Source organism: Demequina sp. (assembly GCF_049841215.1).
Lineage (GTDB): Bacteria > Actinomycetota > Actinomycetes > Actinomycetales > Demequinaceae > Demequina.
The window spans coordinates 53,231-75,905 of the sequence record NZ_JASGEO010000024.1; the positions used below are offsets into that span (position 1 = coordinate 53,231).

The 22,675-nt window shown below is 67.3% G+C and carries 24 protein-coding genes; 8 read left to right on the forward strand and 16 right to left on the reverse strand.

Annotated features, from left to right (window positions below; all coding sequences use genetic code 11):
• The first annotated feature begins 2 nt into the window (after positions 1 to 2).
• From QM618_RS11500 to QM618_RS11515, 4 genes are read left to right on the forward strand one after another with little or no spacing between them, the layout of a single operon-like run.
• Positions 3 to 908, forward strand: a complete 906-nt coding sequence (locus tag QM618_RS11500) for a cyclase family protein (RefSeq protein WP_428099765.1) — start codon at positions 3 to 5, stop codon at positions 906 to 908.
• 44 nt (positions 909 to 952) lie between these two features.
• Positions 953 to 2,215, forward strand: a complete 1,263-nt coding sequence (locus QM618_RS11505) for a Glu/Leu/Phe/Val family dehydrogenase (protein WP_428099192.1) — start codon at positions 953 to 955, stop codon at positions 2,213 to 2,215.
• A gap of 39 nt (positions 2,216 to 2,254) precedes the next feature.
• Positions 2,255 to 2,494 (forward strand): hypothetical protein, encoded by a 240-nt coding sequence (locus QM618_RS11510; RefSeq protein ID WP_428099195.1) that lies wholly within the window; start codon positions 2,255 to 2,257, stop codon positions 2,492 to 2,494.
• The gene (locus tag QM618_RS11515; protein WP_428099198.1) at positions 2,478 to 2,831 is read left to right on the forward strand and encodes a type II toxin-antitoxin system PemK/MazF family toxin; all 354 of its coding nucleotides are present in this window, start codon (positions 2,478 to 2,480) and stop codon (positions 2,829 to 2,831) included. The genes QM618_RS11510 and QM618_RS11515 overlap by 17 nt, the downstream gene beginning before the upstream one ends.
• On the opposite strand, the gene guaB is transcribed toward QM618_RS11515, so the two are convergent.
• Positions 2,828 to 4,339 (reverse strand): IMP dehydrogenase, encoded by a 1,512-nt coding sequence (gene guaB, locus QM618_RS11520; RefSeq protein ID WP_428099201.1) that lies wholly within the window; start codon positions 4,337 to 4,339, stop codon positions 2,828 to 2,830. The two genes, QM618_RS11515 and guaB, sit on opposite strands and share 4 nt — an antisense overlap.
• A 205-nt stretch (positions 4,340 to 4,544) precedes the next feature.
• Between guaB and QM618_RS11525 the strand changes: the two genes are divergently transcribed.
• The gene (locus QM618_RS11525) at positions 4,545 to 4,835 is read left to right on the forward strand and encodes a WhiB family transcriptional regulator (protein WP_428099204.1); all 291 of its coding nucleotides are present in this window, start codon (positions 4,545 to 4,547) and stop codon (positions 4,833 to 4,835) included.
• 30 nt (positions 4,836 to 4,865) lie between these two features.
• Here the strand turns inward: QM618_RS11525 and QM618_RS11530 are convergent, their stop codons facing one another.
• Entirely contained in the window at positions 4,866 to 6,143 is a 1,278-nt protein-coding gene (locus QM618_RS11530) for a GntR family transcriptional regulator (RefSeq protein ID WP_428099208.1), read from the reverse strand.
• 125 nt (positions 6,144 to 6,268) lie between these two features.
• On the opposite strand from QM618_RS11530, the gene QM618_RS11535 reads away from it, so the two are divergent.
• Entirely contained in the window at positions 6,269 to 8,491 is a 2,223-nt protein-coding gene (locus QM618_RS11535) for a MucBP domain-containing protein (RefSeq protein ID WP_428099211.1), read from the forward strand.
• 68 nt (positions 8,492 to 8,559) lie between these two features.
• Here the strand turns inward: QM618_RS11535 and groES are convergent, their stop codons facing one another.
• Entirely contained in the window at positions 8,560 to 8,853 is a 294-nt protein-coding gene (gene groES / locus QM618_RS11540; protein ID WP_428099214.1) for a co-chaperone GroES, read from the reverse strand.
• A gap of 195 nt (positions 8,854 to 9,048) precedes the next feature.
• On the opposite strand from groES, the gene QM618_RS11545 reads away from it, so the two are divergent.
• A complete protein-coding gene (locus tag QM618_RS11545; protein ID WP_428099218.1) occupies positions 9,049 to 10,218 on the forward strand; it encodes a THUMP-like domain-containing protein in 1,170 nt (389 codons plus the stop codon).
• 167 nt (positions 10,219 to 10,385) lie between these two features.
• Here the strand turns inward: QM618_RS11545 and QM618_RS11550 are convergent, their stop codons facing one another.
• Genes QM618_RS11550 through glmS form a run of 9 tightly spaced genes read right to left on the reverse strand, consistent with a single transcriptional unit; the run spans position 10,386 to position 18,546 of the window.
• A complete protein-coding gene (locus QM618_RS11550) occupies positions 10,386 to 10,994 on the reverse strand; it encodes a LysE/ArgO family amino acid transporter (protein WP_428099222.1) in 609 nt (202 codons plus the stop codon).
• Positions 10,991 to 12,607, reverse strand: a complete 1,617-nt coding sequence (locus tag QM618_RS11555; RefSeq protein ID WP_428099225.1) for a glycoside hydrolase family 3 N-terminal domain-containing protein — start codon at positions 12,605 to 12,607, stop codon at positions 10,991 to 10,993. Before QM618_RS11555 ends, QM618_RS11550 begins: the two co-directional genes overlap by 4 nt.
• Entirely contained in the window at positions 12,604 to 13,653 is a 1,050-nt protein-coding gene (gene tsaD / locus QM618_RS11560; RefSeq protein ID WP_428099230.1) for a tRNA (adenosine(37)-N6)-threonylcarbamoyltransferase complex transferase subunit TsaD, read from the reverse strand. The genes QM618_RS11555 and tsaD overlap by 4 nt, the downstream gene beginning before the upstream one ends.
• On the reverse strand, positions 13,653 to 14,123 hold the full coding sequence (gene rimI, locus QM618_RS11565; RefSeq protein WP_428099235.1) for a ribosomal protein S18-alanine N-acetyltransferase: 471 nt from the start codon (positions 14,121 to 14,123) through the stop codon (positions 13,653 to 13,655). The genes tsaD and rimI overlap by 1 nt, the downstream gene beginning before the upstream one ends.
• Positions 14,120 to 14,719: a tRNA (adenosine(37)-N6)-threonylcarbamoyltransferase complex dimerization subunit type 1 TsaB gene (tsaB, locus tag QM618_RS11570; protein WP_428099240.1), complete on the reverse strand. Its 600-nt coding sequence runs from the start codon at positions 14,717 to 14,719 to the stop codon at positions 14,120 to 14,122. Before tsaB ends, rimI begins: the two co-directional genes overlap by 4 nt.
• Positions 14,716 to 15,204 carry a tRNA (adenosine(37)-N6)-threonylcarbamoyltransferase complex ATPase subunit type 1 TsaE gene (gene tsaE, locus QM618_RS11575; RefSeq protein ID WP_428099243.1) on the reverse strand — a complete coding sequence of 163 codons (489 nt, stop codon included), beginning with the start codon at positions 15,202 to 15,204 and terminating at the stop codon, positions 14,716 to 14,718. Before tsaE ends, tsaB begins: the two co-directional genes overlap by 4 nt.
• Positions 15,201 to 16,310 (reverse strand): alanine racemase, encoded by a 1,110-nt coding sequence (alr, locus tag QM618_RS11580; protein WP_428099247.1) that lies wholly within the window; start codon positions 16,308 to 16,310, stop codon positions 15,201 to 15,203. Before alr ends, tsaE begins: the two co-directional genes overlap by 4 nt.
• Positions 16,307 to 16,681, reverse strand: a complete 375-nt coding sequence (locus QM618_RS11585) for a holo-ACP synthase (protein ID WP_428099250.1) — start codon at positions 16,679 to 16,681, stop codon at positions 16,307 to 16,309. Before QM618_RS11585 ends, alr begins: the two co-directional genes overlap by 4 nt.
• Positions 16,681 to 18,546 (reverse strand): glutamine--fructose-6-phosphate transaminase (isomerizing), encoded by a 1,866-nt coding sequence (glmS, locus tag QM618_RS11590; RefSeq protein ID WP_428099254.1) that lies wholly within the window; start codon positions 18,544 to 18,546, stop codon positions 16,681 to 16,683. The genes QM618_RS11585 and glmS overlap by 1 nt, the downstream gene beginning before the upstream one ends.
• Positions 18,547 to 18,601: 55 nt before the next feature.
• Here glmS and coaA point away from each other — a divergent pair, with 55 nt between their 5' ends.
• The gene (gene coaA / locus QM618_RS11595; protein ID WP_428099258.1) at positions 18,602 to 19,546 is read left to right on the forward strand and encodes a type I pantothenate kinase; all 945 of its coding nucleotides are present in this window, start codon (positions 18,602 to 18,604) and stop codon (positions 19,544 to 19,546) included.
• Positions 19,547 to 19,574: 28 nt separating this feature from the next.
• On the opposite strand, the gene QM618_RS11600 is transcribed toward coaA, so the two are convergent.
• From QM618_RS11600 to rplM, 4 genes are read right to left on the reverse strand one after another with little or no spacing between them, the layout of a single operon-like run.
• Entirely contained in the window at positions 19,575 to 20,240 is a 666-nt protein-coding gene (locus QM618_RS11600) for a DedA family protein (protein WP_428099261.1), read from the reverse strand.
• Positions 20,237 to 21,601, reverse strand: a complete 1,365-nt coding sequence (glmM, locus tag QM618_RS11605) for a phosphoglucosamine mutase (RefSeq protein WP_428099265.1) — start codon at positions 21,599 to 21,601, stop codon at positions 20,237 to 20,239. Before glmM ends, QM618_RS11600 begins: the two co-directional genes overlap by 4 nt.
• 10 nt (positions 21,602 to 21,611) lie before the next feature.
• Positions 21,612 to 22,094, reverse strand: a complete 483-nt coding sequence (rpsI, locus tag QM618_RS11610; RefSeq protein WP_428099268.1) for a 30S ribosomal protein S9 — start codon at positions 22,092 to 22,094, stop codon at positions 21,612 to 21,614.
• A 34-nt stretch (positions 22,095 to 22,128) separates the two neighbouring features.
• Positions 22,129 to 22,572 carry a 50S ribosomal protein L13 gene (gene rplM / locus QM618_RS11615; RefSeq protein ID WP_428099271.1) on the reverse strand — a complete coding sequence of 148 codons (444 nt, stop codon included), beginning with the start codon at positions 22,570 to 22,572 and terminating at the stop codon, positions 22,129 to 22,131.
• Positions 22,573 to 22,675 lie beyond the last annotated feature (103 nt).

Below are 22,675 nucleotides of genomic sequence, written 5' to 3' on the forward strand. Positions count from 1 at the left end.
GCATGTATCGCGCGCATCTCGACTTCCACATCTCGTTCGCCAATGGAGGGCATCTGGACGGCGAGGGGTTCCGGCTGGACGTGCCACGGCGGGACGTGTCGCGAGAGGAGGTCGCCGCGCTGCTTGTGCGACACCTGGGGCTTGCAGTCGTGGGAAGCGTGGATTTCTCCCACTTCACGATCGTTGAGGAAGCGCACAAGGGCAGCCGGGGAGTCGAGGCGGCGCGACCGGCAGGTCGCACGGTCGTCGATCTGTCTCATCCCATCCGTGCGGGGCTGGTGACCTATCCAGGCCTCCCTGTGCCCATCATTGAGCCATTCCTCACGCGCGAAGCATCCAGTGACCGCTACGCACCGGGCACCGAGTTCGCGATGGACGTCATCACCTTGATCGGCAATACGGGCACCTACCTCGACTCGCCGTGGCACCGCTACGTCGACGGCGCGGACCTCGCGGGCCTTGCTCTCTCCACGCTGGTAGGACTGCGGGCGGAGGTATTCCATCTGAGCGATGCCTGGGGTCCTGAACGTCGCGGCATCGGCGCGCTGGCATTCGCAGATCGCGACGTACGCGGCGCCGCGGTGCTGATCCACACGGGGTGGGACCGGCACTTTGGGAGTCCTGCCTACGCGACCGGAGCGCCGTTCCTCGCCGCGGACGCTGTACACGCGCTGATCGACTCAGGCGCCGCCCTCGTTGGCATCGACTCGCTCAACATCGACGACACCGAGTCCGGCGGAGAACGCCCCGCGCACAGCGGACTGCTGGCCGCCGGCATCCATGTGGTTGAGCACCTCACGCGCTTGGGCGACGTGCCGGCCCAGGGAGCGGAATTCACCGCCGCCCCGCCCGCCGTTGAAGGCTTCGGAACCTTCCCGGTTCGCGCGTTCGCCCTGGTTACTCCTTAGGGGAATCAGCGGTAGTAGATTGAGGAGTGACGAAAGAGGTCACAATGACGTGGTCCCAAGCCGTCGCTGAGGGCCCCCTCGGTGACGCACACGCCCAACTTGCCGCCGCCGTCGGGCACCTGGGTTATGACGACGGCACCCACCAAATGCTCGCCACTCCCCGGCGCGAAATGCAGGTAGCCGTACCCCTGCGGCGGGAGGACGGCTCAACCGCCGTGTACTCCGGCTACCGCGTGCAGCACAATTTCAGCCGCGGCCCGGCGAAGGGCGGCCTGCGGTTTGCGCCCAACGTGGACCTCGACGAGGTGCGCGCCCTCGCGATGTGGATGACGTGGAAGTGCGCCCTGCTTGACGTTCCCTATGGCGGGGCCAAAGGCGGCGTCGCGATCGATCCGCGCGCGCACACCACGCTTGAACTTGAGCGGGTTACCAGGCGCTATACGAGCGAGATTCTGCCGATCATCGGGCCCGAGGTGGACATCCCCGCGCCCGACATGGGCACCAACGAGCAGACCATGGCGTGGATCATGGACACCTACTCGGCGGCCATGGGGCACACGGTTCCGGGCGTGGTGACGGGCAAGCCCATCGCGCTCGGCGGCTCACTTGGCCGTGCGGCCGCGACCTCGCGCGGCGTGGCGCACATTGCTCTGCTCGCGATGGAGGCGCAGGGGTTCAAGGCGAGCCACGCAAGCGCGGCAGTGCAGGGCTTTGGCAAGGTGGGACGCGACGCAGCGCGCTTCCTCGACGACGCTGGGGTAGCCGTGCGCGCGGTGTCAGATATCGACGGTGCGGTGTTCAACAAAGAGGGTCTCGACATCTTCGCGCTCGCCAAGCACGTGGACGCCACGGGCACGGTCGTGGGCTTCGAGGGCAGCGAGCCGATCGACCCCGCGGAGCTGCTGACTCTCGATGTTGACGTGTTGGTCCCGGCCGCTCTCGAGGGCGTGCTGACCGGAGCGAACGCTGGCGCCGTGCAAGCGCGCATCGTCGTGGAGGGCGCCAACGGCCCCACCACCAAAGAGGCCGACCAGATTCTCACGGATCGCGGTGTGCTCATGGTTCCCGACATCCTCGCGAACGCGGGCGGTGTCGTCGTCTCGTACTTCGAGTGGGTGCAGGCGAACATGGCGTTCCAATGGAGCGAGCAAGAGGTGAACTCGCGGCTCAAGGAGCGGATGACGAAGGCGTGGCGTGACGTGGTTGCTTTCGCCGGGGATCGCTCGCTGACGTATCGCGAGGCTGCGACGATCCTCGCCGTGCAGCGCGTGACGGAGGCACACCGCCTGCGCGGCCTGTATCCGTAACGTGTAGACGATTCGTCTACACGCGCGTACGGTGGGGACATGACCGACACCACCACGATTCGCGTGTCTCGGGTCACGCACCAACGGCTGATGGAACTCAGCGAGGCCACGGGCAAGCCATTGGGGTCAGTGCTCGAAGACGCTCTTGAGGCGCTCATCAACGCGCGCTTCGCCGAGAGAGTCTCCCGCGAATACGAGGCCCTCGCCGCCGACCCCGAGGAGTGGGCGGCGTACCTCAAAGAGGTCGACCTCCCAGCGGGCCATGATCTCCCCGAGTGAGATCTGGCTCGTAGATTTTGGTGACCCACACCCGAGCGAGCCTGCCTACACACGCCCTGCCGTGATCATCGGGCCGCCCACGGGATTCGGCGAACGCTTCCCGCTCGTCTTTGTGGCGCCGCTGACTACTCGGGCACAAGAAAACAGCCTGCACGTCGAGCTCGAGCCCACCCCAGCGTCGGGCCTCGATGCCGTGAGTTACGTTCAGACAGAGGGGCTGCGCTCAATCGGGAAGTCTCGCCTCGTGCACCGCATGGGCGAGGTTGACCCGGTTGCGATGCGCGAGATTCGCGTGGTGCTGGCGCGCCTGCTAGCGATCGACAGGCGCTCGCTCTAGTTGCGTCCCGAGTAGTTGGGCGCCTCTACCGTGATCTGCACGTCGTGCGGATGCGATTCCTTGAGCCCTGCCGGCGTGATTCGCACAAACTGACCCTTGGCCTGCAGTTCAGGGATGGTGCGAGCGCCCACATAGAACATCGACTGCCCAAGGCCACCAACGAGCTGACGCACCACGGAAGAGAGAGGCCCCTTGTAGGGGACACGGCCCTCGATGCCCTCGGGAATGAGGTCGTCGTCGCTGGGTGCATCGGCTTGGAAGTAGCGGTCCTTGGAGTAGGAGGTACGACCGCGCGAGGCCATCGCGCCAAGCGAGCCCATGCCGCGGTAGCTCTTGAACTGCTTGCCGTTGACCAGCACGAGGTCACCCGGCGTCTCCTCGACGCCCGCGAACAGCGAGCCAAGCATCACGGAGGATGCCCCGGCGACCAGCGCCTTGGCGATGTCACCCGAATACTGGAGCCCGCCGTCGGCGATCACAGGCACGCCGTGCGGCGACGCGGCGACCGCGGCCTCGTACACCGCCGTCACTTGGGGAACGCCAACGCCCGCGACCACGCGGGTGGTGCAGATGGAGCCGGGGCCAACGCCAACCTTGACCGCGTCAACGCCCGCCTCAACCAGGGCGGCCGCGCCATCGCGAGTGGCGACGTTGCCGCCAATCACCTGCACGTGAGAGGTAGCGGGATCGGCCTTGAGTCGGCGAATCATGTCGATCATCGCGCGAGCGTGTCCGTGCGCGGTATCCACCACAAGCACGTCCACCTCGGCCTCTACCAGGGCAGTTGCGCGCTCCCAAGCGTCGCCATAGAAGCCGACAGCCGCGGCCACCAAGAGCCGCCCCTCGCCATCCTTCGAGGCGAGTGGGTACTTCTCCGTCTTCACGAAGTCCTTCACGGTGATGAGGCCCGTGAGGCGGCCGTCGCCGTCCACGAGGGGCAGCTTCTCCACACGGTGCTTGGCCAGCAGTTCCGCGGCGTCGGCGTTGGCGATGCCCGCATGGCCCGTCACGAGCGGCATGGGCGTCATGTGGTCACTGACGCGGCGAGACGCGAAGTCGGAGGCGTTGACGAAGCGCAGGTCACGGTTGGTGATGATGCCGAGCAGGCGGCGGTCGTCGTCAACAACTGGCAGGCCGGACACGCGGTACTTGGCACACAGCGCGTCAAGCTCGGCAAGGGTGGCGTCCGGACCCACGGTGACGGGGTCCGTAATCATGCCTGATTCGGAGCGCTTGACGATCTCCACCTGGTGCGCCTGGTCCTGAATGGAGAGATTGCGATGCAGCACGCCGATGCCGCCGAGGCGGGCAAGTGCGATCGCCAAGCGGGACTCCGTGACGGTGTCCATCGCGGCGGAAAGAAGGGGGACGTGGATGCTCAGTTCGCGCGTGAGGCGAGTGGTCGTGTCAACCTCTGAGGGGATGACATCGCTCTCTCCAGGAAGGAGCAGAACGTCGTCGTAGGTGAGTCCGGTGTAGCCGAAAGGGTCGTTCGGGGCGGGCATCATTGCACGATTCTACAGTCCCGTCCAGTCCCGAAATGGCGCCGGAAATTGCCTCTTCCCAAGCGCTCGAGGACGCGGTAAGAATGGCTATAGGCGGTCCCCGACGTTGAGGATCAACCGAAGCACAAGGGCCCGCTGCGCGTTGTTACAGAACCCTGTGACCGGAGGCAAAGGCGCCACCGGTTGCCCTAAACCAATAGGGGACTTGATGGACTCGGTGGCCAAGTTGCCAGCACCAACTCAGGACCAGTGGGAGTGGCAGTACGAGGGATCCTGCAGAGAAGCGGACCCGGAACTGTTCTTCCACCCAGAAGGTGAAAGAGGGTCTGCAAGACGTCGACGAGCGGAAGCCGCGAAGAAGTTCTGCGCCCGCTGCCCCGTCATGGACCTCTGCCGCGAACGCTCCATCGATGCCCGCGAGCCGTTTGGCGTGTGGGGGGGCTTAAGCGAAGACGAGCGCCACGCGCTGCTCGCCGGTCGCCTCAAGAGGGCGAGTTAGGCCCGACGCCGGGGCGGCTTCACCTCGATCTCACCCGGTCTCGCCAAGGTAGACCTCGCGGATTCCGCGCTCGGCTCCTTGCGCGTCCGCCTCGATGAGCGCGCGTCGCACACGCTCGAGCCCCGCACGGGATGGAATCGCGAGCGCATCCGGCCGGTGACGGGCCGTCCACGCGATGCGCGCCGCGAGAGTGCCGGCGAGATGTACCAAGATCTCGTTTCCACACAACTCGTGCAAAGGGGCTACGAGCCGGACGGCGGCCGCAACGACTCCCTCCGCCGTCGTCGCACGCTCCCACTGAGCCGAAGCCTTCGACATGGCGGTAGCCACCGCGGCGGGCTCGCGATCGATGGCGAGGCGTGCCTCGAGGACGCGCAGCACGGCGAGGGCGCGGCGGACGTCGCTCGCACTCGCCGAATCCATCTGCGCGACGTGCGCCGTCCTTTGGTGTGTCAGGTCCACGAGCCCCGTGAGCGCGAGTTGCGTGAGGGCTTCGCGAACGGGTGTGCGCGAGATTCCGAGCCACCTCATGAGATCGGCCTCTCTGAGCGGCTCGCCAGGGACCAGCGTTCCCGCCAACACCTCGCGCTCGATCATCGCTGCCGCCTTGTCGCGCAAGGTAACCGGGTGGCGCGCCGGGGCCGCTGCCGGCGAACCACCGTAGGCGATGTCCGCGAGCAGGCCACGGGAGAACTCGTCCCACGCGTGCCCGGCGGCTTCCGCGTCGTCGCCAAGCGTCGCGTCGATCGCGGCTGCGAATCGCGCGCGCAATTCTCTGCTCACCGCGTCCACGTGGAGGGCAGCGTGCCGATCGACGAGCGGCGTCACGAAGGTCAACAGCCGCTGGTACTCGCGGTTGCCCACGCGCGCGACGAAGACCTCAAGCAGCTTTCGGTGATCGCGAGCCCGGACACCGTGCCGATACGCCCCGGCGCTGGCGAAGAGCGCACGCGAAGCCGCCTGGATGGCGGCACGATCGTCGTCCCCTAGCGTCCCCACGACCTCGACGATGACTTGGCGCATCACGGCGCCCTCGATCTCCAAGCAATTGCGATCGGCGACCGCGTCAACGGGCGCCACGCGGGTCGACCGGCGCGGCGTCACCTCGACAAGTCCAACGAGCGCCAGTTCGTTGAGTGCCTCCCGCAGCGGGCCGCGCGATGAGTCGGTAAGGCGCAAGAGGTCCGAATCTGACAGGCGAGCACCCGGAACGAGTTCCCCCGAGACCAAGAGCCGCTCAAGCCGCGCGCGAACCTCGTGCCGCGCCGGAGCGTCGCGGATGACGTTGGGCTCTGTGGGTATTGGCATGTCGCCATCCAATCGCTGAGTGTGGATCCCAATCTAGGACATTGGTCTCTGTTTGTGGGTGTGGCCGCTGAAATACATTAGAAGTAAGCGCGGCGATTGGCGTCGCACCTCTCAAAGGAAAGACCATGTTCACCCGAATCACCCGCCCGCTCGCAGTGGTAGTGGCGACCGCAACCCTCACCAGCGTCGGGCTTGCCGCCGCGAGTGCAGAGCCCGGACACCCCGGGAACCCGGGCGACCCAACCGTCGTCTTCCACGAAGACTTCGAAAAGGCACCGCACAGTGGCGATCGCACCATGCTCAACGACTACGACGACGGCCAGTACACGGCCGACTCCTATTGGCTCAGCAACGTGATGGCCAACGGCATGGTGCTCAGCTGGAACAACACCGCCAAGGCGAAGGACGGCACCGGCGCCAACAACGGCACCGAGGACGTTGCGTTCGCGACGCTCCGCCAGCTCGCCGAGGGCATCGGAAAGGTCAACGGCTCCGCGGACGCGAAGAACAACGAGGTCATCTCGGCCTACACGCAGAGCACTGGCGCCGCCGTGAGCGGCAACCGAGTGATGCTCCAGACCAAGAGCGAGTCGCTCAAGGTCAAGGACGCGAAGGGGCGCTTCCTCGCCTTCTCGATGTCCGCCGCCGCCACGAACTGCAAGAACGCGAGCAACCCCACGCGCGAAGACCCGCAGTACAAGCTGTACCTCGTGCAGGGCGGCAAGGAGACCTCGCTGTCCACCACGCCCATCAACCCGTGCACGGACTCGCGCGCGTCGAGCGTCGCCGTGTCCAAGGCCGGCGTCCGGGCGGCCACGACAGTCAAGGCGGGCGTGTTCGCGTCTGACAACTCGTTCCTCTACGACGGCGAGTCCTTCGGCTTTGTGCTGCGCAACGGCACGTCTGCCCACATGGGCGACGACGGCGCGTTCGACGACATCGCGGTGATCGACGTCACCCCGCAGCTGGACAAGAAGTTCAGCGTCTCCAAGGCCGAGGTTGGCGAGTCCGTTCGCCTCACTCTCACGGTCACCAACACCAGCGAGCTCGCGGAGAAGGACGGCTGGTCGTTCACCGACGCGCTGCCGGCCGGCATGGTTGTCGCGGACAAGCCCAATGTCGAGGTTGGCGGCACCGCGAAGGTGAACGCGACGGCTGGCTCGAACGAGATCGTCGTCACGGGCGGTCAGCTCGACAAGGGCGAGAAGTCATTCACCATCTCTGTGGATGTCACCGTGAGCGCGGCCGGCGAGTACTCGAATGGCGCGGCCAACATCGAGGCCCGACGGGGCATCGACGCCCCTGGTACCGCGACGGTTCGCTTCATCGAGCCCGAGAACCCGGTGGTCACCGGTGACCTCGTTGTCCGCTACGTGGACGAGGACGGCAACCCGGTTGCCGACGGCGACAGCGATTCGGGCGCGGTGGGCGACGCCTACTCGACCACGGCGAAGACCGTCGACGGCTACGTGCTCAAGGAGACCCCCGCCAACGCTTCCGGCAGCTTCGCCGAGGGCACCACGACTGTCACCTACGTCTACGCCAAGGTGATCCCTGTCCCCGTGACCGGCGACCTCACCGTCCGCTACATCGACGAGAACGGCAACGACATCGCCGACGGGTACACCGACTCCGGCAACGTCGGCGACGCGTACTCGACGGCCCCCAAGACCGTTGACGGCTACATCCTCACCGCCGTTCCGGCGAACGCCGCCGGCGAGTACGTCGAGGGCACCACCGAGGTCACCTACGTGTACAAGAAGGTCGTTCCGGCGCCGGTGCACCCCGTGCTGGTTGTTCGCTACGTCGACGAGCGGGGCGTGGAGGTCGCGGCCGGCTACACCGACAGCGACCAGAACGTCGGCGACGCGTACACGACGGCCCCCAAGACCGTCGACGGCTACGTCCTCAAGGTCGTGCCGGCAAACGCCAGCGGCACTCTCGCGGAGGGCACCACGACCGTCACCTACGTCTACGCCAAGGTGACCCCGGCTCACCAGTACGCGGACCTGACGGTGTGCTTCGTCGACACGAAGGGCAAGCCCCTCGCGCCGAGCACGTTCCGCACCGGCGAGATGAACGAGAACTACGTGACCACCGCCGCGAAGATCAAGGGCTACAAGCTCGTGGCGACGCCGGCGAATGCGAACGGCTCGATGCTCCCTGGCACCGAGGTGGTCTACGTCTACAGCCCTGAGGCGCCCGTCACGCCCACCAAGGGTCACACCCCAACCGGCACCCTGTCCTTCACCGGCTCGGACTCCGCTCGCCTGATCGCGATCGCCGCCGCGCTCGCGATGGGTGGGTTCGCGCTCATCGGCACCGCCCGCAGGCGCCGCGAGGACTAGGACAACGCCCGCACACGCAGAGAGGCCCCGGTCGCGATGACCGGGGCCTCAATGCTTGTGTATGGTGCTTAGCTCACCACGGCGAGCAGGTCGCGAGCGGAGAGGATCAGGTAGTCCTCACCGGCGTACTTGACCTCGGTGCCGCCGTACTTGCTGTAGATCACCTTGTCGCCAACCTGAACGTCCAGCGGGACGCGGTTGCCGTTGTCGTCGATGCGACCCGGGCCCACTGCCACGACCTCGCCCTCCTGGGGCTTCTCCTTGGCGGTGTCCGGGATCACGAGGCCAGAAGCCGTGGTGGTCTCTGCCTGAGCAGCCTTCACCACAACCTTGTCCTCAAGAGGCTTGATTGAGACCGACACTGCGGACCTCACCTTCCACTTGGTGCGTACAAGAACTTGGGGCGCCCGGCCATGCCGTCGCGGGGGTCATTTCCGGGGCGAACGCTCCTTGCGGAGCACGTCCAATCTAGCACTCTCACCCCGAGAGTGCTAACGCACCGTCGCCTTGCGCGCGGCTGCAGGGCCCGTGTTCGCCCCCCGTGAAACGATGGTCCCATGGACGCCATCGCCGCCCGCCTCGCCATGAGCGCCGAGTGTCGCGCCCTCGCCGACGCCATCGGCGAGTATGACGCGAAAGGTGCGTTGGCCGTCGGGCAGCGTTTGCGTGCGGAGGGTGCTCGCGCAGAACTGGTGGCCGCGGCGCTCACCCAGGCGCGATTGCGTTCCGCGGCGACGGCCAAGTTTGGCGAGTTCGCCGCTGGCATGGCGTTCAGTCAGGAGGGGCTTGAGCAGGCAACACGCCTCACCGTTGCCGCCTTGCATGCCCGACGCTACAAAGAGGCTGGTATTGAGCGTGTCGCGGATCTGACGTGCGGGCTTGGGGCGGATGCGATGGCCATGGCGGCACTCGGTCTTGGCGTGGTGGCGTTCGAGAAGGACGAGGCGACGGCCGTGCTCGCCGATCACAATCTGCGGCACTGGCCTGATGCGGTGGTGGTGCATGCGGAATCGCTCTCCGTAGTGCGAGACGTGGAGGTGGACGGCATCTTCGCGGACCCGGCACGGCGCTCCGGCGCCGGGCGTCGGCACTCCCCTAGTGACTACCTGCCGCCGCTGGACTCGGTGCTGGGACTGCGCGATCAGTTCCCGGCCTTGGGCCTCAAGTTGGGGCCAGGAGTTCCGCATGAGGCACTTCCATCTGATGCCGAATGCGAGTGGGTCTCTGTGGATGGCGACGTGGTGGAGGTGGGAGTGTGGTGCGGGCCGCTGGCGCGGCGCGTTGGGCATTCCGCCTTGGTGATCCGCCACGGCGTTGCCCATGAGTTGGCGGGCGATCTGCATCGCGGCGAGGTGCGGCCGCTTGGTGAGTTCGTCGCCGAGCCGGATGGCGCGGTGATCCGGGCGGGGCTCGTGGGTGCGCTCGCGGATGAGTTGGGCGCGGGCCTGCTGGATCAGACGATCGCATACCTCACGGCGGATGAGGCGGTGGAATCTCCGTTCGCGCGGTGCTTCCGCGTGGAGGAGGTGTTGCCGCTGGATGTGAAGAAGGTGGCAAGCGCGCTCCGGGCGCGGGGCGTTGGAACCGTGGAGGTCAAGAAGCGCGGCGTAGACGTGGTGCCCGAGGTGTTGCGCAAGCAGCTCAAGTTGCGGGGCGACGGTTCGGCGACGGTGATTCTGACGAGGGTCGCAGGGAAGCGAGTGGCGATGCTCGCGCAGCCGGTCTAGGAACGCGCACGCGTCACACCCCGCGCGCCACACGCCACCCGGCACACCCCACCCAGCACACGCCACCCGGCACACCCCACCTACGTCTGAACCACTTTTCCGGACTTTGCGGCCGTGCGCGTCGCGATTCAGGCGCTGAGTGGTTCAGACGTATGTTGCGGGCGCCGCTAGGCGCTCAGCACCAGCCCTAGCGCGAGAGCGATCATCACCACGGCGATGATCGCATCAAGCACACGCCAGGCGCGCTCGGTGGCGAGCACGGGCGCCAATGCCCGCGCGCCGAAGCCAAGTCCTGTGAACCACAGCACCGAGCCGGTCATGGCCCCAGCTGCGAACACCCACGGGAGCGCGTGAGTCGCAGCCACCGTCCCCACGAGGAACACCGTGTCGAGGTACACGTGCGGGTTGAGCCACGTGATCGCGAGGCACGCCATCGCAACCGGGAACGCCCTCGAGGCGCCGACTACCGGCGCAGCCCCGTCAGCCTTCAGCACACCAGGCCTCCACGCGCGCTTCGCCGCGAGCAGCCCGTAGACGAGCAAGAACGCCGCGCCCGCCCATCGCACCCCGGTCAGCACTCCAGGATGCGAGGTGACCACGGCCCCGACACCGGCAACTCCCGCCGCGATCAGCACAGCATCGGACACGGCACAGATCCCCACCACAAGCCACACGTACTCGCGGCGTATCCCTTGACGCAGCACAAAGAGGTTCTGCGCTCCGATCGCCACGATGAGCGAGAGCCCAAGGCCCAGGCCCGCGAGATACGACGTCATGCACACTCCTCAAACGGCACATCAACCTTCACCGGCCACGTCCCCTTCGCCGTCGCTGGCTGCGCCAACACCGCAGCCAGCGCGTCCATCTGCGCCGCACCTCTCCCCCAGATCGCCACATAGGTGCGCGCCGAGGACTTCTGCAGCCCCCACGGTCCATTGAGCGCCACCACCACGTCGGCCTTCGCGGTGCCGCGGTCAAACGGAACCAACGCAACAGTCGTGTCCGCCTTGGCGTAAGGCACCACCTCAACACCCTCAGCACGCAGCGCTTTCACCAGCCGCTTCCGCTGCGCTTTGGTGCCGCCGGACACCCCAACGGACCCCTTCACGAGCGCGGAACAGTCCTTCGCCGCCACCACCGCGGCGGCCGCTGAGTACTCGACCACGCCTAGCCCCACGCTGCCCGACGCTGTGGTCGCCTCGGTAGCAGAGGCCAGCAAGGAGACCCTCGCCACCGCCTCGTCCAGTCGCTCTCTGCTCAACTCACCGGAGTCCAGTGCAGCACGAATCCCCGCGACCGCTTTGGGCACCGAAGCCGGGAACAGCACCACATCCGCGCCCGCCGCCAGCGCCTTCGCCTCCACCACGCCAGCCGGGTACACATCGAGCACCCCATCCATGTTGAGCGCGTCAGTGAAAATCACGCCCTCAAAGCCCAGCGTGGAGCGCGCGTACTCGTACGCGCGCGGGTTCACCGTCGCGGGCTTCTTGCCCCACCCCTTCACCACCAGGTGCCCCATCATCATCCCGGCAACGCCAGCGGCAGCAGCGTCCGCAAAGGGCACGAGGTCTCGCTTCTCGAGCCCGCCAAGCGACCGCGCAACCCGCGCCACTCCAAGATGAGAGTCCTGTTTCACCGAGCCGTGGCCGGGGAAGTGCTTGACCACCGGCATCACCCCGCCGGCCTCCAGCCCCGAGGACGCCGCTAGCACCGCTCGCGACGCCCGCTGAGGGTCGGAAGACGCCGAGCGCGTGCGAATGGTCGGATCCGCTGGCCCAATCGTCACGTCGGCAACCGGCGCGAAGTCCACAGTGATGCCGAGTTCGCGTAGCGCCACAGCCCGCGACCGCCACGCGTCCGCCGTCAACTCCGCATCGTCCACCGCTCCCGCCGCCATGAACGCAGGCATAGCAGGCAGGATGCGGCGCAGCCGCGACACCTCGCCACCCTCCTCGTCCACGCCAACAAGTACGGGCACGCCCTGCCCAGCTCCCGCCTGCTGCACGGCAGAGGTCAACGCAACCACGCCGTCGGCCGTCTCAAGCGAGCCGGGCATGAGGATGACCCCACCCAGCTTGTACTTCTCAACCAAAGCGGCCGCGGCGTCAGGATCCGGCGCGGACACGGCCGCCATGATGACGCGCCCGATCGCCTCGTCCTCGGGGAGCGCCCGCGCGGCCGCGAGCGCCACATCCCAATCGCTCGCCGTGGGCGTTGGGCTAGGGCTGGGGCTGGGAATCGGCCTGCCCGACGGCGTGGTCACCGAAGCGCTCGGCGTCGCCGCGGCCGGCGGCTCGGAATTCAACTGGCCGGTCACGACGATGCCGACGCAGACCGCGAGCCCAACGATCCAGGCGGCGGCGATGAAGACTTTGGTGAGCGGCCTCATACCAAGACGGTGTTCAGCGGCATCGAGGAGTCCACCCCAATGCCAAGCGACGACGCCGGAGCCCCGTTCCGCACCAGCGCGGAACCGAGCGCGGCGATCATCGCGCCGTTGTCGGTGCAATAGCGAATGGGAGGGATGCGCACGTCGATGCCGGCTTCTGCACCTCGCGCGGCAGCGAGCTCCCGTAGCTGCGAGTTGGCGCTGAACCCGCCGCCGATCACCAACGTGTCGACCCCGTGCTCCTCGCACGCGCGCAGGGTCTTGGCGACGAGAACGTCGGCCACGGCATCCGCGAACGACGCGGCAACGTCGGCAACCGGCACTTCGTGCCCCGCCTCGCGGCAGTTCTCCACCCACCGCGCCACGGCGGTCTTGAGGCCGCTGAAAGAGAAGTCGTACGCGTGCTTGGCCTGATCCTTGGGGGCCGTGAGGGCGCGCGGGAACGCGATCGCGGTGGGATCGCCCTCACGCGCGAGCCGGTCAATGTGTGGCCCTCCGGGATAGGGCAGGCCCAGCAAGCGGCCCACCTTGTCGAAGGCCTCGCCCGCAGCATCGTCGAGGGTGTGGCCCAACTCCGTGACACCGCCGGCCGCGAGCGCCGTGCTCCCGCCCTCAAAGAGCAGCAGAGACGTGTGCCCCCCGCTCACCACGAGCGACATGGTGCGCCCGGGGAACTCGCCGTGCACCAGTTCGTCCACCACGGCGTGCCCAATCACGTGGTTCACGCCGTACAGCGGACGGTTGAGCGCCAAAGCGAGCGCCTTCGCCGCGGAGTTGCCCACGGTGAGGGAGCCAACCAGCCCAGGTCCAGCGGCCACTGCGATCGCGTCCACGTCACCCAAGCCAAAGCCAGCGCGCGCGAGTGCCTCCTCCAGCGTCGGGACGAATGCCTCAAGGTGAGCGCGAGACGCCACCTCGGGGACGATGCCGCCAAACCGCGCGTGCTCGTCCATCGAGGAGGCGGTGACGTCCGCGATGAGCTCGGTGCCGCGCACAAGCGCCACCCCGGTCTCGTCGCACGTGGACTCGATTCCCAGGACCAGCATCAGGCCACCCTATCCGTCATCTTGCGCCGCATCACGAGCGCGTCTTCGTTCTCCGGCTGGTAGTACCGCGGGCGGATGCGCACGTCCTCAAACCCGTATGACCGGTACAGCGCGAGCGCGGCGGTGTTGGCCACAGAGACCTCGAGCCACGCTTCGCGCGCGCCTTCGCGTCCCGCCTCCGCGAGGAAATCGTCCATCAGCGCGCGCCCCACGCCGCCACGCCGAGCCCCGAGCACCACCGCGATGTTCATGAGGCTGAACGCGTCGCCGTCGTAGCCGTACACGGCATAGCCCACGAGCTCGCCCTCCACCTCGGCACCCCGATACCGCTTGCCACCAAAGTCAAAATCGTCCCTGATGAGCGCCAGCGACCACGCCGCCGGGCCAAAGATCACCTTCTCTTGCTCGGCAACCCACGTCAGTTCCGCCTCCGTCAGGTCCCGCAACTGCGGTTGAGACAGCGCTGTCACGCGCCCGGCACTCCGTGCACGTCTGGCCTCCGCAGGTACAGCGGCTCGGTTGGCAGGTCCATGCCCGACGCTGCGGCAGCGTCCGCGGCAAGCACCAGGAATCTGGGGTTGGGATCGGCGGCGGTTCCGTCCGTGAAAACGTCCGGGTAGAGCGCGGCGCCGCGTCCAACGACGCGGTCGGCGACGGGGACGTCGCCGGGAACGGCCACGTCTGGGCCCGCGACGCGCACGCGGTCTTCGTACCGAGCCCAATAGACCTCGCGACGGCGGGCGTCGGTCACCACGGTGCACGTGCCAAACTCGGCGCCGAGCGCATCAAGGGAGCACACTCCCTGCACCGGCACGCCCCACGCGAAGCCAAGAGTGCGGGCCGTGACGAGCCCAACGCGCAGACCCGTGAACGTGGCAGGACCGGTGCCCACCACGATGCGAGCGGGAGTCTCCCCACCCGCGCCGGCGAGCACCTCCTGCACCATGCCAGCGAGAAGCTCGGCATGGCCGCGAGGCGCGAACTCGGTGCGTTCGGCAAGCACCTCACCGGATTCGGAGACGGCCGCCACCGAAATAGCCCCCGACGTGTCAATCGCGAGAATCACGCGGCACCTCCAAAGTCCACGCCCGCCCAGCGCTGCCCGTGACCCTCGAGCGTCACCACGCGGTCGCCACCGTCCGGCGCCTCGGGGTCGATGTCGCCTCCGCGGGTCCGGGAGATCGTCACGTGCAGGCGGTCCTCAGACAGCGCGGCCGCCGGGTCTCCCCACTCGACAACGGTCACCGCATCCTCAAGGGTCGCGTCCAGATCCAGGTCATCGAGCTCCGCGAGCGAACCAAGGCGGTAGGCATCCACGTGGACAAGTGCCGGCCCGCCAACGAGCGACGGATGGGTGCGCGCGATGATGAACGTGGGACTCGCGATGGGCCCCCGCACTCCCAGCGCCTCGCCGAGACCCTGGGTGAACGTGGTCTTGCCTGCGCCGAGGTCACCAGAGAGCAGCAACAGGTCACCGGGGCGCAGCACGGGAGCCACAACGTCGTGCGCCAAGGCGCGCATCGCGTCGGCGTCGGGCACCACCACGCTCACGAGGCCACCTTGGGCCGTAGCCCACCGAAGCGGCAGACCACCTCGTAATCGATGGTGCCAAGAGCGTCGGCCCATTCGCGGGCCGTTGGCCCGCCAGCCCCAATGAGCACCACCTCGTCGCCAACCACGCACTCGGTCACCGGCCCAAGGTCAACCACAAACTGGTCCATGCACACGCGCCCCGCAATGGGGTAGCGGCGGCCGCGAATCGACACCTCACACACGTTTCCCGCCGCGCGCATGATGCCGTCCGCGTATCCCGCGTCTACCAGGCCCAACGTGGTGGGTATGGGAGTGACGTACTCGTGGCCGTAGCTCACGCCTTGACCCGCCGGCACGTCCTTCACGAGCACCAACTCCGAGGCCACCGACATCGCGGGAGTGAGACCCCAGTTCTCGCCGGAAGGATCCGGCACGGGCGGCAACCCATAGATCGCGATGCCGGGCCGCACCAGGTCAAAGTGCAAGTCAGGGCGCGTGAGCGTCGCCGCCGAGTTCGCCAGGTGCCGCAACTGCACCTCCAGCCCGTGCTCCGCGAGCCGCACGATCGCGGACTTGAAGACCTGCGCTTGCGCATCGATCGTCGCGTGGCCCGGCTGATCCGCCCACGCAAAGTGAGACCAGATGCCAATCAGCTCCACGAGGCCCTCCGTCTGGGCCGCGGCGATGAGCGCCATCAGGCCATCGAGACGAGCGGGCTGCACGCCCTCGCGTCCAAGACCCGTGTCAACGCACAACTGCAGGCGCGCCACGTTTTCGGTCTCGCGAGCGGCCGCGAGGATCACACCGAGCACATCAGGCGAGCTCACCGAAAGATCCACGCCCGCCGCGAGCAACTGCTCCACGGGCAGTTCGGGGCCGTACAGCCACGTGAGAATGTGGCCGTCGTCTCCCTCGGCGCGCAGTTGCAGGGCCTCGTCCGGCTGGGCTACCCCAAGCCACGTGGCGCCTCCCGCGCGGGCAGCGCGCGCGGCGTCCACGAGCCCGTGGCCGTACGCGTCCGCCTTGACCACGGCCATGACCTCCGCGCCGCCTGCCCGCCTCACCAGCTCCTTGACGTTCGCGGTGATCGCGTCGTAGTCGACGCGAATCTGCAACCTGCTCATGCGCTCTCCCCTATGACCGTGCCTTCTGCAACCACCACGGCCGACGCTATGCCGGCATCGTGCGAGAGCGACAGGTGAAACGTCACTATCCCTAGTTCGGCGGCCCTCGCCGCTACCGTCCCCCGCACCACAAGCGTCGGCCTGCCCGACGGCTCGCTCACCACTTCCGCATCCTGCCAGTTAAGCCCGCCTGGGCTTCCGAGAGCCTTCGCGAGGGCCTCTTTCGCGGCCCAGCGTGCCGCGAGGCTCGCGATGCTGCGCTCCCGCTCGGCTGGCGTGAACACGCGCTCGAGGAACCCAGGCGAACGCTGGAGCGACTCCTCGAAGCGCGAGATAGCCACCACGTCGATGCCAAGGCCGAGGATGGCCACTACTCCACCGTCACGGACTTGGCGAGGTTGCGCGGCTGGTCAACGTCGTGACCCTTTGCCGTGGCGAGTTCTAGCGCAAACAGGTGCAAGGGCACCACCGCGAGCAGCGGCTGCATGAGCACGGGCGCCTTGGGCACGTAGAACACCTGCTCGGCGTAGTCCGCTGCGATGGTGTCGCCCTCCTCGGCGATGACGAACGTGCGAGCGCCGCGAGCGCGCACCTCCTGCACGTTGCTCACCACCTTGGAGTGCAGCGACTCCCTCCCGCGTGGGCTCGGCAGGACGATGACCACCGGCTGGCCCTCCTCGACGAGCGCGATGGGGCCATGCTTGAGCTCTCCGGCCGCGAAGCCTTCCGCGTGGATGTACGCGAGCTCCTTGAGCTTGAGGGCGCCCTCGAGCGCAATGGGGAAGCCCACGTGACGGCCAAGGAACAGCACGGTGCGCTCGTTCGCAAGGCTCTTCGCCACCTCGCGAACAGTGTCCGAGGAGTCGATGATCCACTGGATCTTCGCCGGAATGTCATCGAGTTGCGCGAGCAGCGCCGCGATTTCGTCGGGGAACTTGTTGCCGCGCAGTTCCGCGAGGTAGATGCCAAGCAGGTAGGCAGCGGTGATCTGGGCAACAAAGGCCTTGGTCGATGCCACCGCGATCTCCGGGCCCGCGCGCGTGTAGAGCACTGCGTTCGCCTCGCGGGCGATCGTGGAGCCTTGCGCGTTGACGATCGCGATGACGTTGGCGCCCTGTTGCTGGGCGTGGCGCACGGCCATGATCGTGTCCATCGTCTCGCCCGACTGGCTGATGGCCACCACCAGGGTGCGCACGTTCACCACGGGGTCGCGATAGCGGAACTCGTGGGCCAGCTCCACTTCCACGGGGATGCGCGTCCAGTGTTCGATCGCGTACTTGGCCACGAGCCCCGCGTACGCGGCGGTGCCACACGCGATGATGACGATCTTGTCCACGGAGTTGAGGATCGATTCGTCGATGAGGCCCGCGTCCAGCTGGAGCTTTCCCTTCGCGTCGATGCGGCCGCGCAGAGTGTCCGCCACCGCCGCCGGCTCCTCGAAGATCTCCTTCTCCATGAAGGTGGCGAAGCCACCCTTCTGGGCCGCCTCCGCGTCCCAGTCCACGTGATACGGCTCGCGCTCCACGACGTTGCCCGCGGCGTCGGTGACCACCACGGCGTCCGGGGTGATCTCCACAACCTCGTCCTGGCCAAGCTCGAGCGCTTCGCGCGTGTGCTCGATGAACGCGACGACGTCGCTCGCGAGGAAGTTCTCTCCCTCGCCAAGGCCAACCACCAGCGGAGAGTTGCGGCGCGCTCCCACCACCACGTGGGGCTCGCGCGCGTCGACCGCAAGGAGAGTGAAGGCGCCCTCAAGCTGACCGACGATGGCGCGCATAGCGTCGGCCAGGCTCTTGCCGTTCGCCACCTCGCGTGCCAGCAAGTGCCCCGCCACCTCGGTGTCGGTCTCCGAGGTGAACGCGACGCCTTCGCTCGCGAGGTCGCTACGGAGCGTGGCGAAGTTCTCGATGATGCCGTTGTGAATGATCGCGATGCGGCCACCGGCCGCGATGTGCGGGTGAGCATTCGCGTCTGTCGGCGCGCCGTGCGTCGCCCAGCGCGTGTGGCCGATCGCGGCGCTGCCATCCTGAAGCGGGTGCTCCGCGAGAGCTTTGGCGAGGTTGACGAGTTTTCCCGCGCGCTTGGCGACGTCGAGTTGGCTGTCATCGTCGGTGACTACGGCGATGCCCGCGGAGTCGTAGCCGCGGTACTCAAGACGCGCAAGGCCACCCATCACCACGCCCTGAGGGCGTCCGCTGGCATCGCCAGATCCGACGTATCCGACGATTCCACACATGGCGCCCAGTCTAGTTGGCGCTCTGGAAAGGCCCGCCGTGCGCCACAATGGTGGCGTGAGCGAGAGAGTAGAGACGCCGTTCATCACTCTCGACCGCAACGAGTGGGCGGCGCTCGCGGATTCCACTCCGCTTCCCCTCACCGAGGACGACATCGCGCGCGTGCGCGGCCTTGGCGATCCCATTGACCTGCACGAGGTGGACCGGATCTACCGGCCGCTATCGCGCCTGCTAGATCTGTACTCGGAGGCTACCGGCCGCCTGCACGACGCTACCTCGGCCTTTCTTGGCGAGCGCTCCTCTCGCACGCCTTTCGTGATCGGCATCGCCGGTTCCGTTGCGGTGGGCAAGTCCACCACCGCACGCGTGTTGCGGGAGCTCATGGCCCGCTGGCCGGGTTCGCCACGGGTGGAACTGATCACCACGGACGGGTTCCTGTTCCCCAACGCGGTGCTCGAGCAGCGCGGTCTTTTGCAGCGCAAGGGCTTCCCAGAGTCGTACGACAGGCGCGCGCTGCGGTCTTTTGTGTGGGCTGTGAAGTCTGGGGCGGCCGAGGTGAGCGCCCCCGTGTACTCGCACATCACCTACGACATCGTGCCCGGCGCCTCCGTGACGGTGCGGCGCCCAGACATCCTGATCGTCGAGGGCCTCAACGTACTCGCGCCTCCATATCGCCGCCAAGAGGGCGGGTTCAGCCATGCGATCAGCGACTACTTCGATATCTCGATCTACGTGGACGCCGAGGCCGACGACGCTCGCCGCTGGTACATCGACAGATTCTTGGAACTGCGGCGCACAGCGTTCACCAGGCCGGACTCCTACTTCCACACCTACGCCGCACTGAGCGATGATGAGGCGGTGGCCCGCGCGTCCTACATTTGGGACACGATCAACGCGCCCAACCTGGTGCGGAACATCGCGCCCACGCGCTCGCGCGCCACGATCATCCTGCGCAAGGGCGCGGATCATCACGTGGAGTCGGTGAGCCTGAGAAAGCTCTGAGCCGTCACCAGCGTGGGACGGTCGCCACCTACGAGGAGGCGCCGTGCTCGGCGGGCGGGTCTTCCGCGTCGGGAATCTTCACGCCGAAGCGCGCCAAGATGCGGTCCACGAGCCAACCCAGCACAATGCCGCCAGCCACGCCAACACCGATGGAGACGAGCAGGTTGTCGAACAGCCCGGCCGCGGTGATGCCGATGAGCATGCCGTAGGTGGCCCAGATCGCGACGGCGACGGCGTCGATCACCATGAACCGCACGCGATTGAACGCGAGCGCGCCCGCAGAGAGGTTCACGGCCACGCGGCCGAACGGGATGAAGCGCGCGGCGATGATGAACGCCGCGCCGCGGTGCTTGAGCGCGTGCTCCGCCCAGTCGAGCGTGCGCTGGCCCTTAGGCCCGCGGAACATGCGCATCGAGCGAATGTGGATCTTGGAGCCAACGAAGTACGCGAACTGGTCGCCGCACCACGCGCCCGCGGCCGCGCATATCCAGATGAGCGGCAGCAGCGGAGTGCCCGTCTGCGACCACAGCGTGGAGGTGGTGATCACGATGGTCTCGCTCGGCACCACGGGGAAGATGCCGTCGATGAGGGACATCGTGAACAGCCAGAAGTAGATCCACAGCGAGTCCGCGGCGGCGACGATGGCCTCCTCGGCCGTCGACGTGAAGTGAACTACCCAGTCCCACCAGCTCATGGCAGCGCGAGCCGCTCACGCACCACGCCCGCCAATGCGTCCGCATGGCGCTTGGCGTCCTCCGAGGTGCTTGCCTCCACCATCACGCGCACCAAGGGTTCGGTGCCCGACGGCCGGAGCAGCACGCGCCCTCTGTCACCGAGTTCTGCGCGCGCCTTGGCAACGGCGTCGCCGAGTTCGCGGTCCGTGTGGACTCGGGTGCGGTCGCAGTTGGGCACGTTGACGAGCACTTGCGGCAGCGACTTGATGCCACCCGCCAGCTCCGCGAGGGTGCCATTGGCGGCAACCTGGGCGGCGAGCACGAGGGAGGTCAGCACGCCATCGCCCGTGGTGGCGTAGTCGGTGAGGATGATGTGGCCGGACTGCTCACCACCGAGCGTGTAGCCGCCCTCACGCATCGCCTCGAGCACGTAGCGGTCGCCCACCGCGGACTCGATGATGGTGATGTCGGCTGCGCGCATCGCCTGGTGCAGCCCCAAGTTACTCATCACGGTGGCCACAAGCGTGCCGTGATACAGCGAACCGGACCGCTTCATCGCGAGCGCGAGCAGGCCCATGATCTGGTCGCCATTCACCACCGCGCCCGTGGCGTCCACGGCGAGGCAACGGTCCGCGTCGCCGTCGAAGGCCACGCCAAGGTCGGCGCCCAACTCCACCACCGCGGCCTGGAGTCCTTCGAGGTGGGTGGAGCCAACCCCGTCGTTGATGTTGAGGCCGTCCGGCTCCACGTTGATCGCGTGCACCTCCGCGCCCGCCGCTCGCAAGGCTGCGGGGCCCACCTCGCTCGCGGCGCCGTGACCGGCGTCAACCACGATGCTCACTCCGGCGAGCGGGGTGTCGACGCCCGCGAATGAGGCGACGGCAGAGACCACGTGGTCCACGTACTCCTGCGCAAGGTGCGCGGACTGGACGATCCTGCCTACTGCGCCGGCCGTCGGGCGTTCCCACGCCTCACCGAGGCGAGCCTCGATGGCCTCTTCCACAGCGTCGTCCAGCTTGTGGCCGCCGCGAGCGAAGAACTTGATGCCGTTGTCGGGGGCGGGATTGTGGGAGGCGGAGAGCACCACCCCAAGGTCCGCCTCCGTGGAGGCCGTGAGGTAGGCGATGCCGGGCGTGGGCAACACGCCGACGTTGAGCACGTCAACACCCGCAGAAGCGAGTCCGGCCGCGACAGCCGCACTCAGGAACTCGCCTGAGATGCGGGTGTCGCGGCCGATGACTGCTCGGGGACGGTGCCCAGAAAATTCGCCTCGCTCGGCAAGGACGTGCGCGGCGGCAACCGCGAGATCCACCGCAAGCTCTGCGGTGATGTCGCGATTCGCTACGCCACGGACTCCGTCCGTGCCGAACAAGCGCGCCATGCGCTCGAACTTAACGCTTCGAGTACTGCGGCGCGCGGCGGGCCTTCTTGAGACCGGCCTTCTTGCGCTCCACGGCGCGAGCGTCGCGGGTCAGGAAGCCAGCCTTCTTGAGGGCGGGACGGTTGTTGTCCTCGTCGATCACGTTGAGGGCACGGGCCACGCCGAGGCGCAGCGCGCCCGCCTGGCCGGAGGTGCCGCCGCCGTGGATGCGGGCGTGGACGTCAAACTTGCCCTCGATGTCCAGGAGCGCGAACGGGGAGTTCACGAGCTGCTGGTGCACCTTGTTGGGGAAGTACGACTCAAGGTCACGACCGTTGATGGTCCACTTGCCCGTGCCGGGGACGAGGCGAACGCGCGCCACGGCCTCCTTGCGGCGGCCAAGGCCGGCGCCGGGGTTGACAGCGGAGGCACCCTTGCCGCGGACCGGAGCGGTCTCGCTGGTGTACTCCGTGGGGGTCTCGTCGTCGATGTCGATGTCGACGGTCTCAGTCACGTCAGTCACTGTGTTCAGTCCTTAATTCCCGCGCTTACTGCGCGACCTGCGAGATCTCGAATGCCTGCGGCTGCTGCGCGGCGTGGGGGTGCTCAGAGCCTGCGTAGACCTTGAGGTGGGTCAGCTGCGTGGCGGCAAGCTTGTTCTTGGGGAGCATGCCCTTGACCGCGTTCTCGATGACGCGCGTGGGGTGCTTCTCGAGGAGTTCGCCAACCGGCATCTCCTTGAGGCCGCCCGGGTAGCCCGAGTGACGGTAGACCATCTTGTCCGTGAGCTTATTGCCCGTGAGGGCAACCTTCTCTGCGTTGATGACGATGACGAAGTCGCCACCGTCGACGTGGGGAGCAAACGTCGCCTTGTGCTTGCCGCGGAGCAGCGTAGCAACCTGAGAAGCAAGACGACCGAGGACCACGTCAGTAGCGTCGACGACGTACCAGTTCTTGGTGACGTCCGCCGGCTTGGGGGTAAACGTGCGCACTGTAAAGCCCTAACTATCCTGAAGTGTGAGCGGTGAAAAGACACCGCGAGGTTCGGTCGGCGAGTCCTGCGGCGGCGAGTGGGATGCACCAGTCCACGTGGAA

Coding starts and splice junctions, on each gene's coding strand:
- QM618_RS11500 (WP_428099765.1), top strand. CDS start 3: ATGTATCGCGCGCATCTCGACTTCCACATCTCGTTCGCCAATGGAGGG.
- QM618_RS11505 (WP_428099192.1), top strand. CDS start 953: ATGACGTGGTCCCAAGCCGTCGCTGAGGGCCCCCTCGGTGACGCACAC.
- QM618_RS11510 (WP_428099195.1), top strand. CDS start 2,255: ATGACCGACACCACCACGATTCGCGTGTCTCGGGTCACGCACCAACGG.
- QM618_RS11515 (WP_428099198.1), top strand. CDS start 2,478: ATGATCTCCCCGAGTGAGATCTGGCTCGTAGATTTTGGTGACCCACAC.
- guaB (WP_428099201.1), bottom strand. CDS start 4,339: ATGATGCCCGCCCCGAACGACCCTTTCGGCTACACCGGACTCACCTAC.
- QM618_RS11525 (WP_428099204.1), top strand. CDS start 4,545: ATGGACTCGGTGGCCAAGTTGCCAGCACCAACTCAGGACCAGTGGGAG.
- QM618_RS11530 (WP_428099208.1), bottom strand. CDS start 6,143: ATGCCAATACCCACAGAGCCCAACGTCATCCGCGACGCTCCGGCGCGG.
- QM618_RS11535 (WP_428099211.1), top strand. CDS start 6,269: ATGTTCACCCGAATCACCCGCCCGCTCGCAGTGGTAGTGGCGACCGCA.
- QM618_RS11545 (WP_428099218.1), top strand. CDS start 9,049: ATGGACGCCATCGCCGCCCGCCTCGCCATGAGCGCCGAGTGTCGCGCC.
- QM618_RS11550 (WP_428099222.1), bottom strand. CDS start 10,994: ATGACGTCGTATCTCGCGGGCCTGGGCCTTGGGCTCTCGCTCATCGTG.
- QM618_RS11555 (WP_428099225.1), bottom strand. CDS start 12,607: ATGAGGCCGCTCACCAAAGTCTTCATCGCCGCCGCCTGGATCGTTGGG.
- tsaD (WP_428099230.1), bottom strand. CDS start 13,653: ATGCTGGTCCTGGGAATCGAGTCCACGTGCGACGAGACCGGGGTGGCG.
- alr (WP_428099247.1), bottom strand. CDS start 16,310: ATGAGCAGGTTGCAGATTCGCGTCGACTACGACGCGATCACCGCGAAC.
- glmS (WP_428099254.1), bottom strand. CDS start 18,546: ATGTGTGGAATCGTCGGATACGTCGGATCTGGCGATGCCAGCGGACGC.
- QM618_RS11600 (WP_428099261.1), bottom strand. CDS start 20,240: ATGAGCTGGTGGGACTGGGTAGTTCACTTCACGTCGACGGCCGAGGAG.
- glmM (WP_428099265.1), bottom strand. CDS start 21,601: ATGGCGCGCTTGTTCGGCACGGACGGAGTCCGTGGCGTAGCGAATCGC.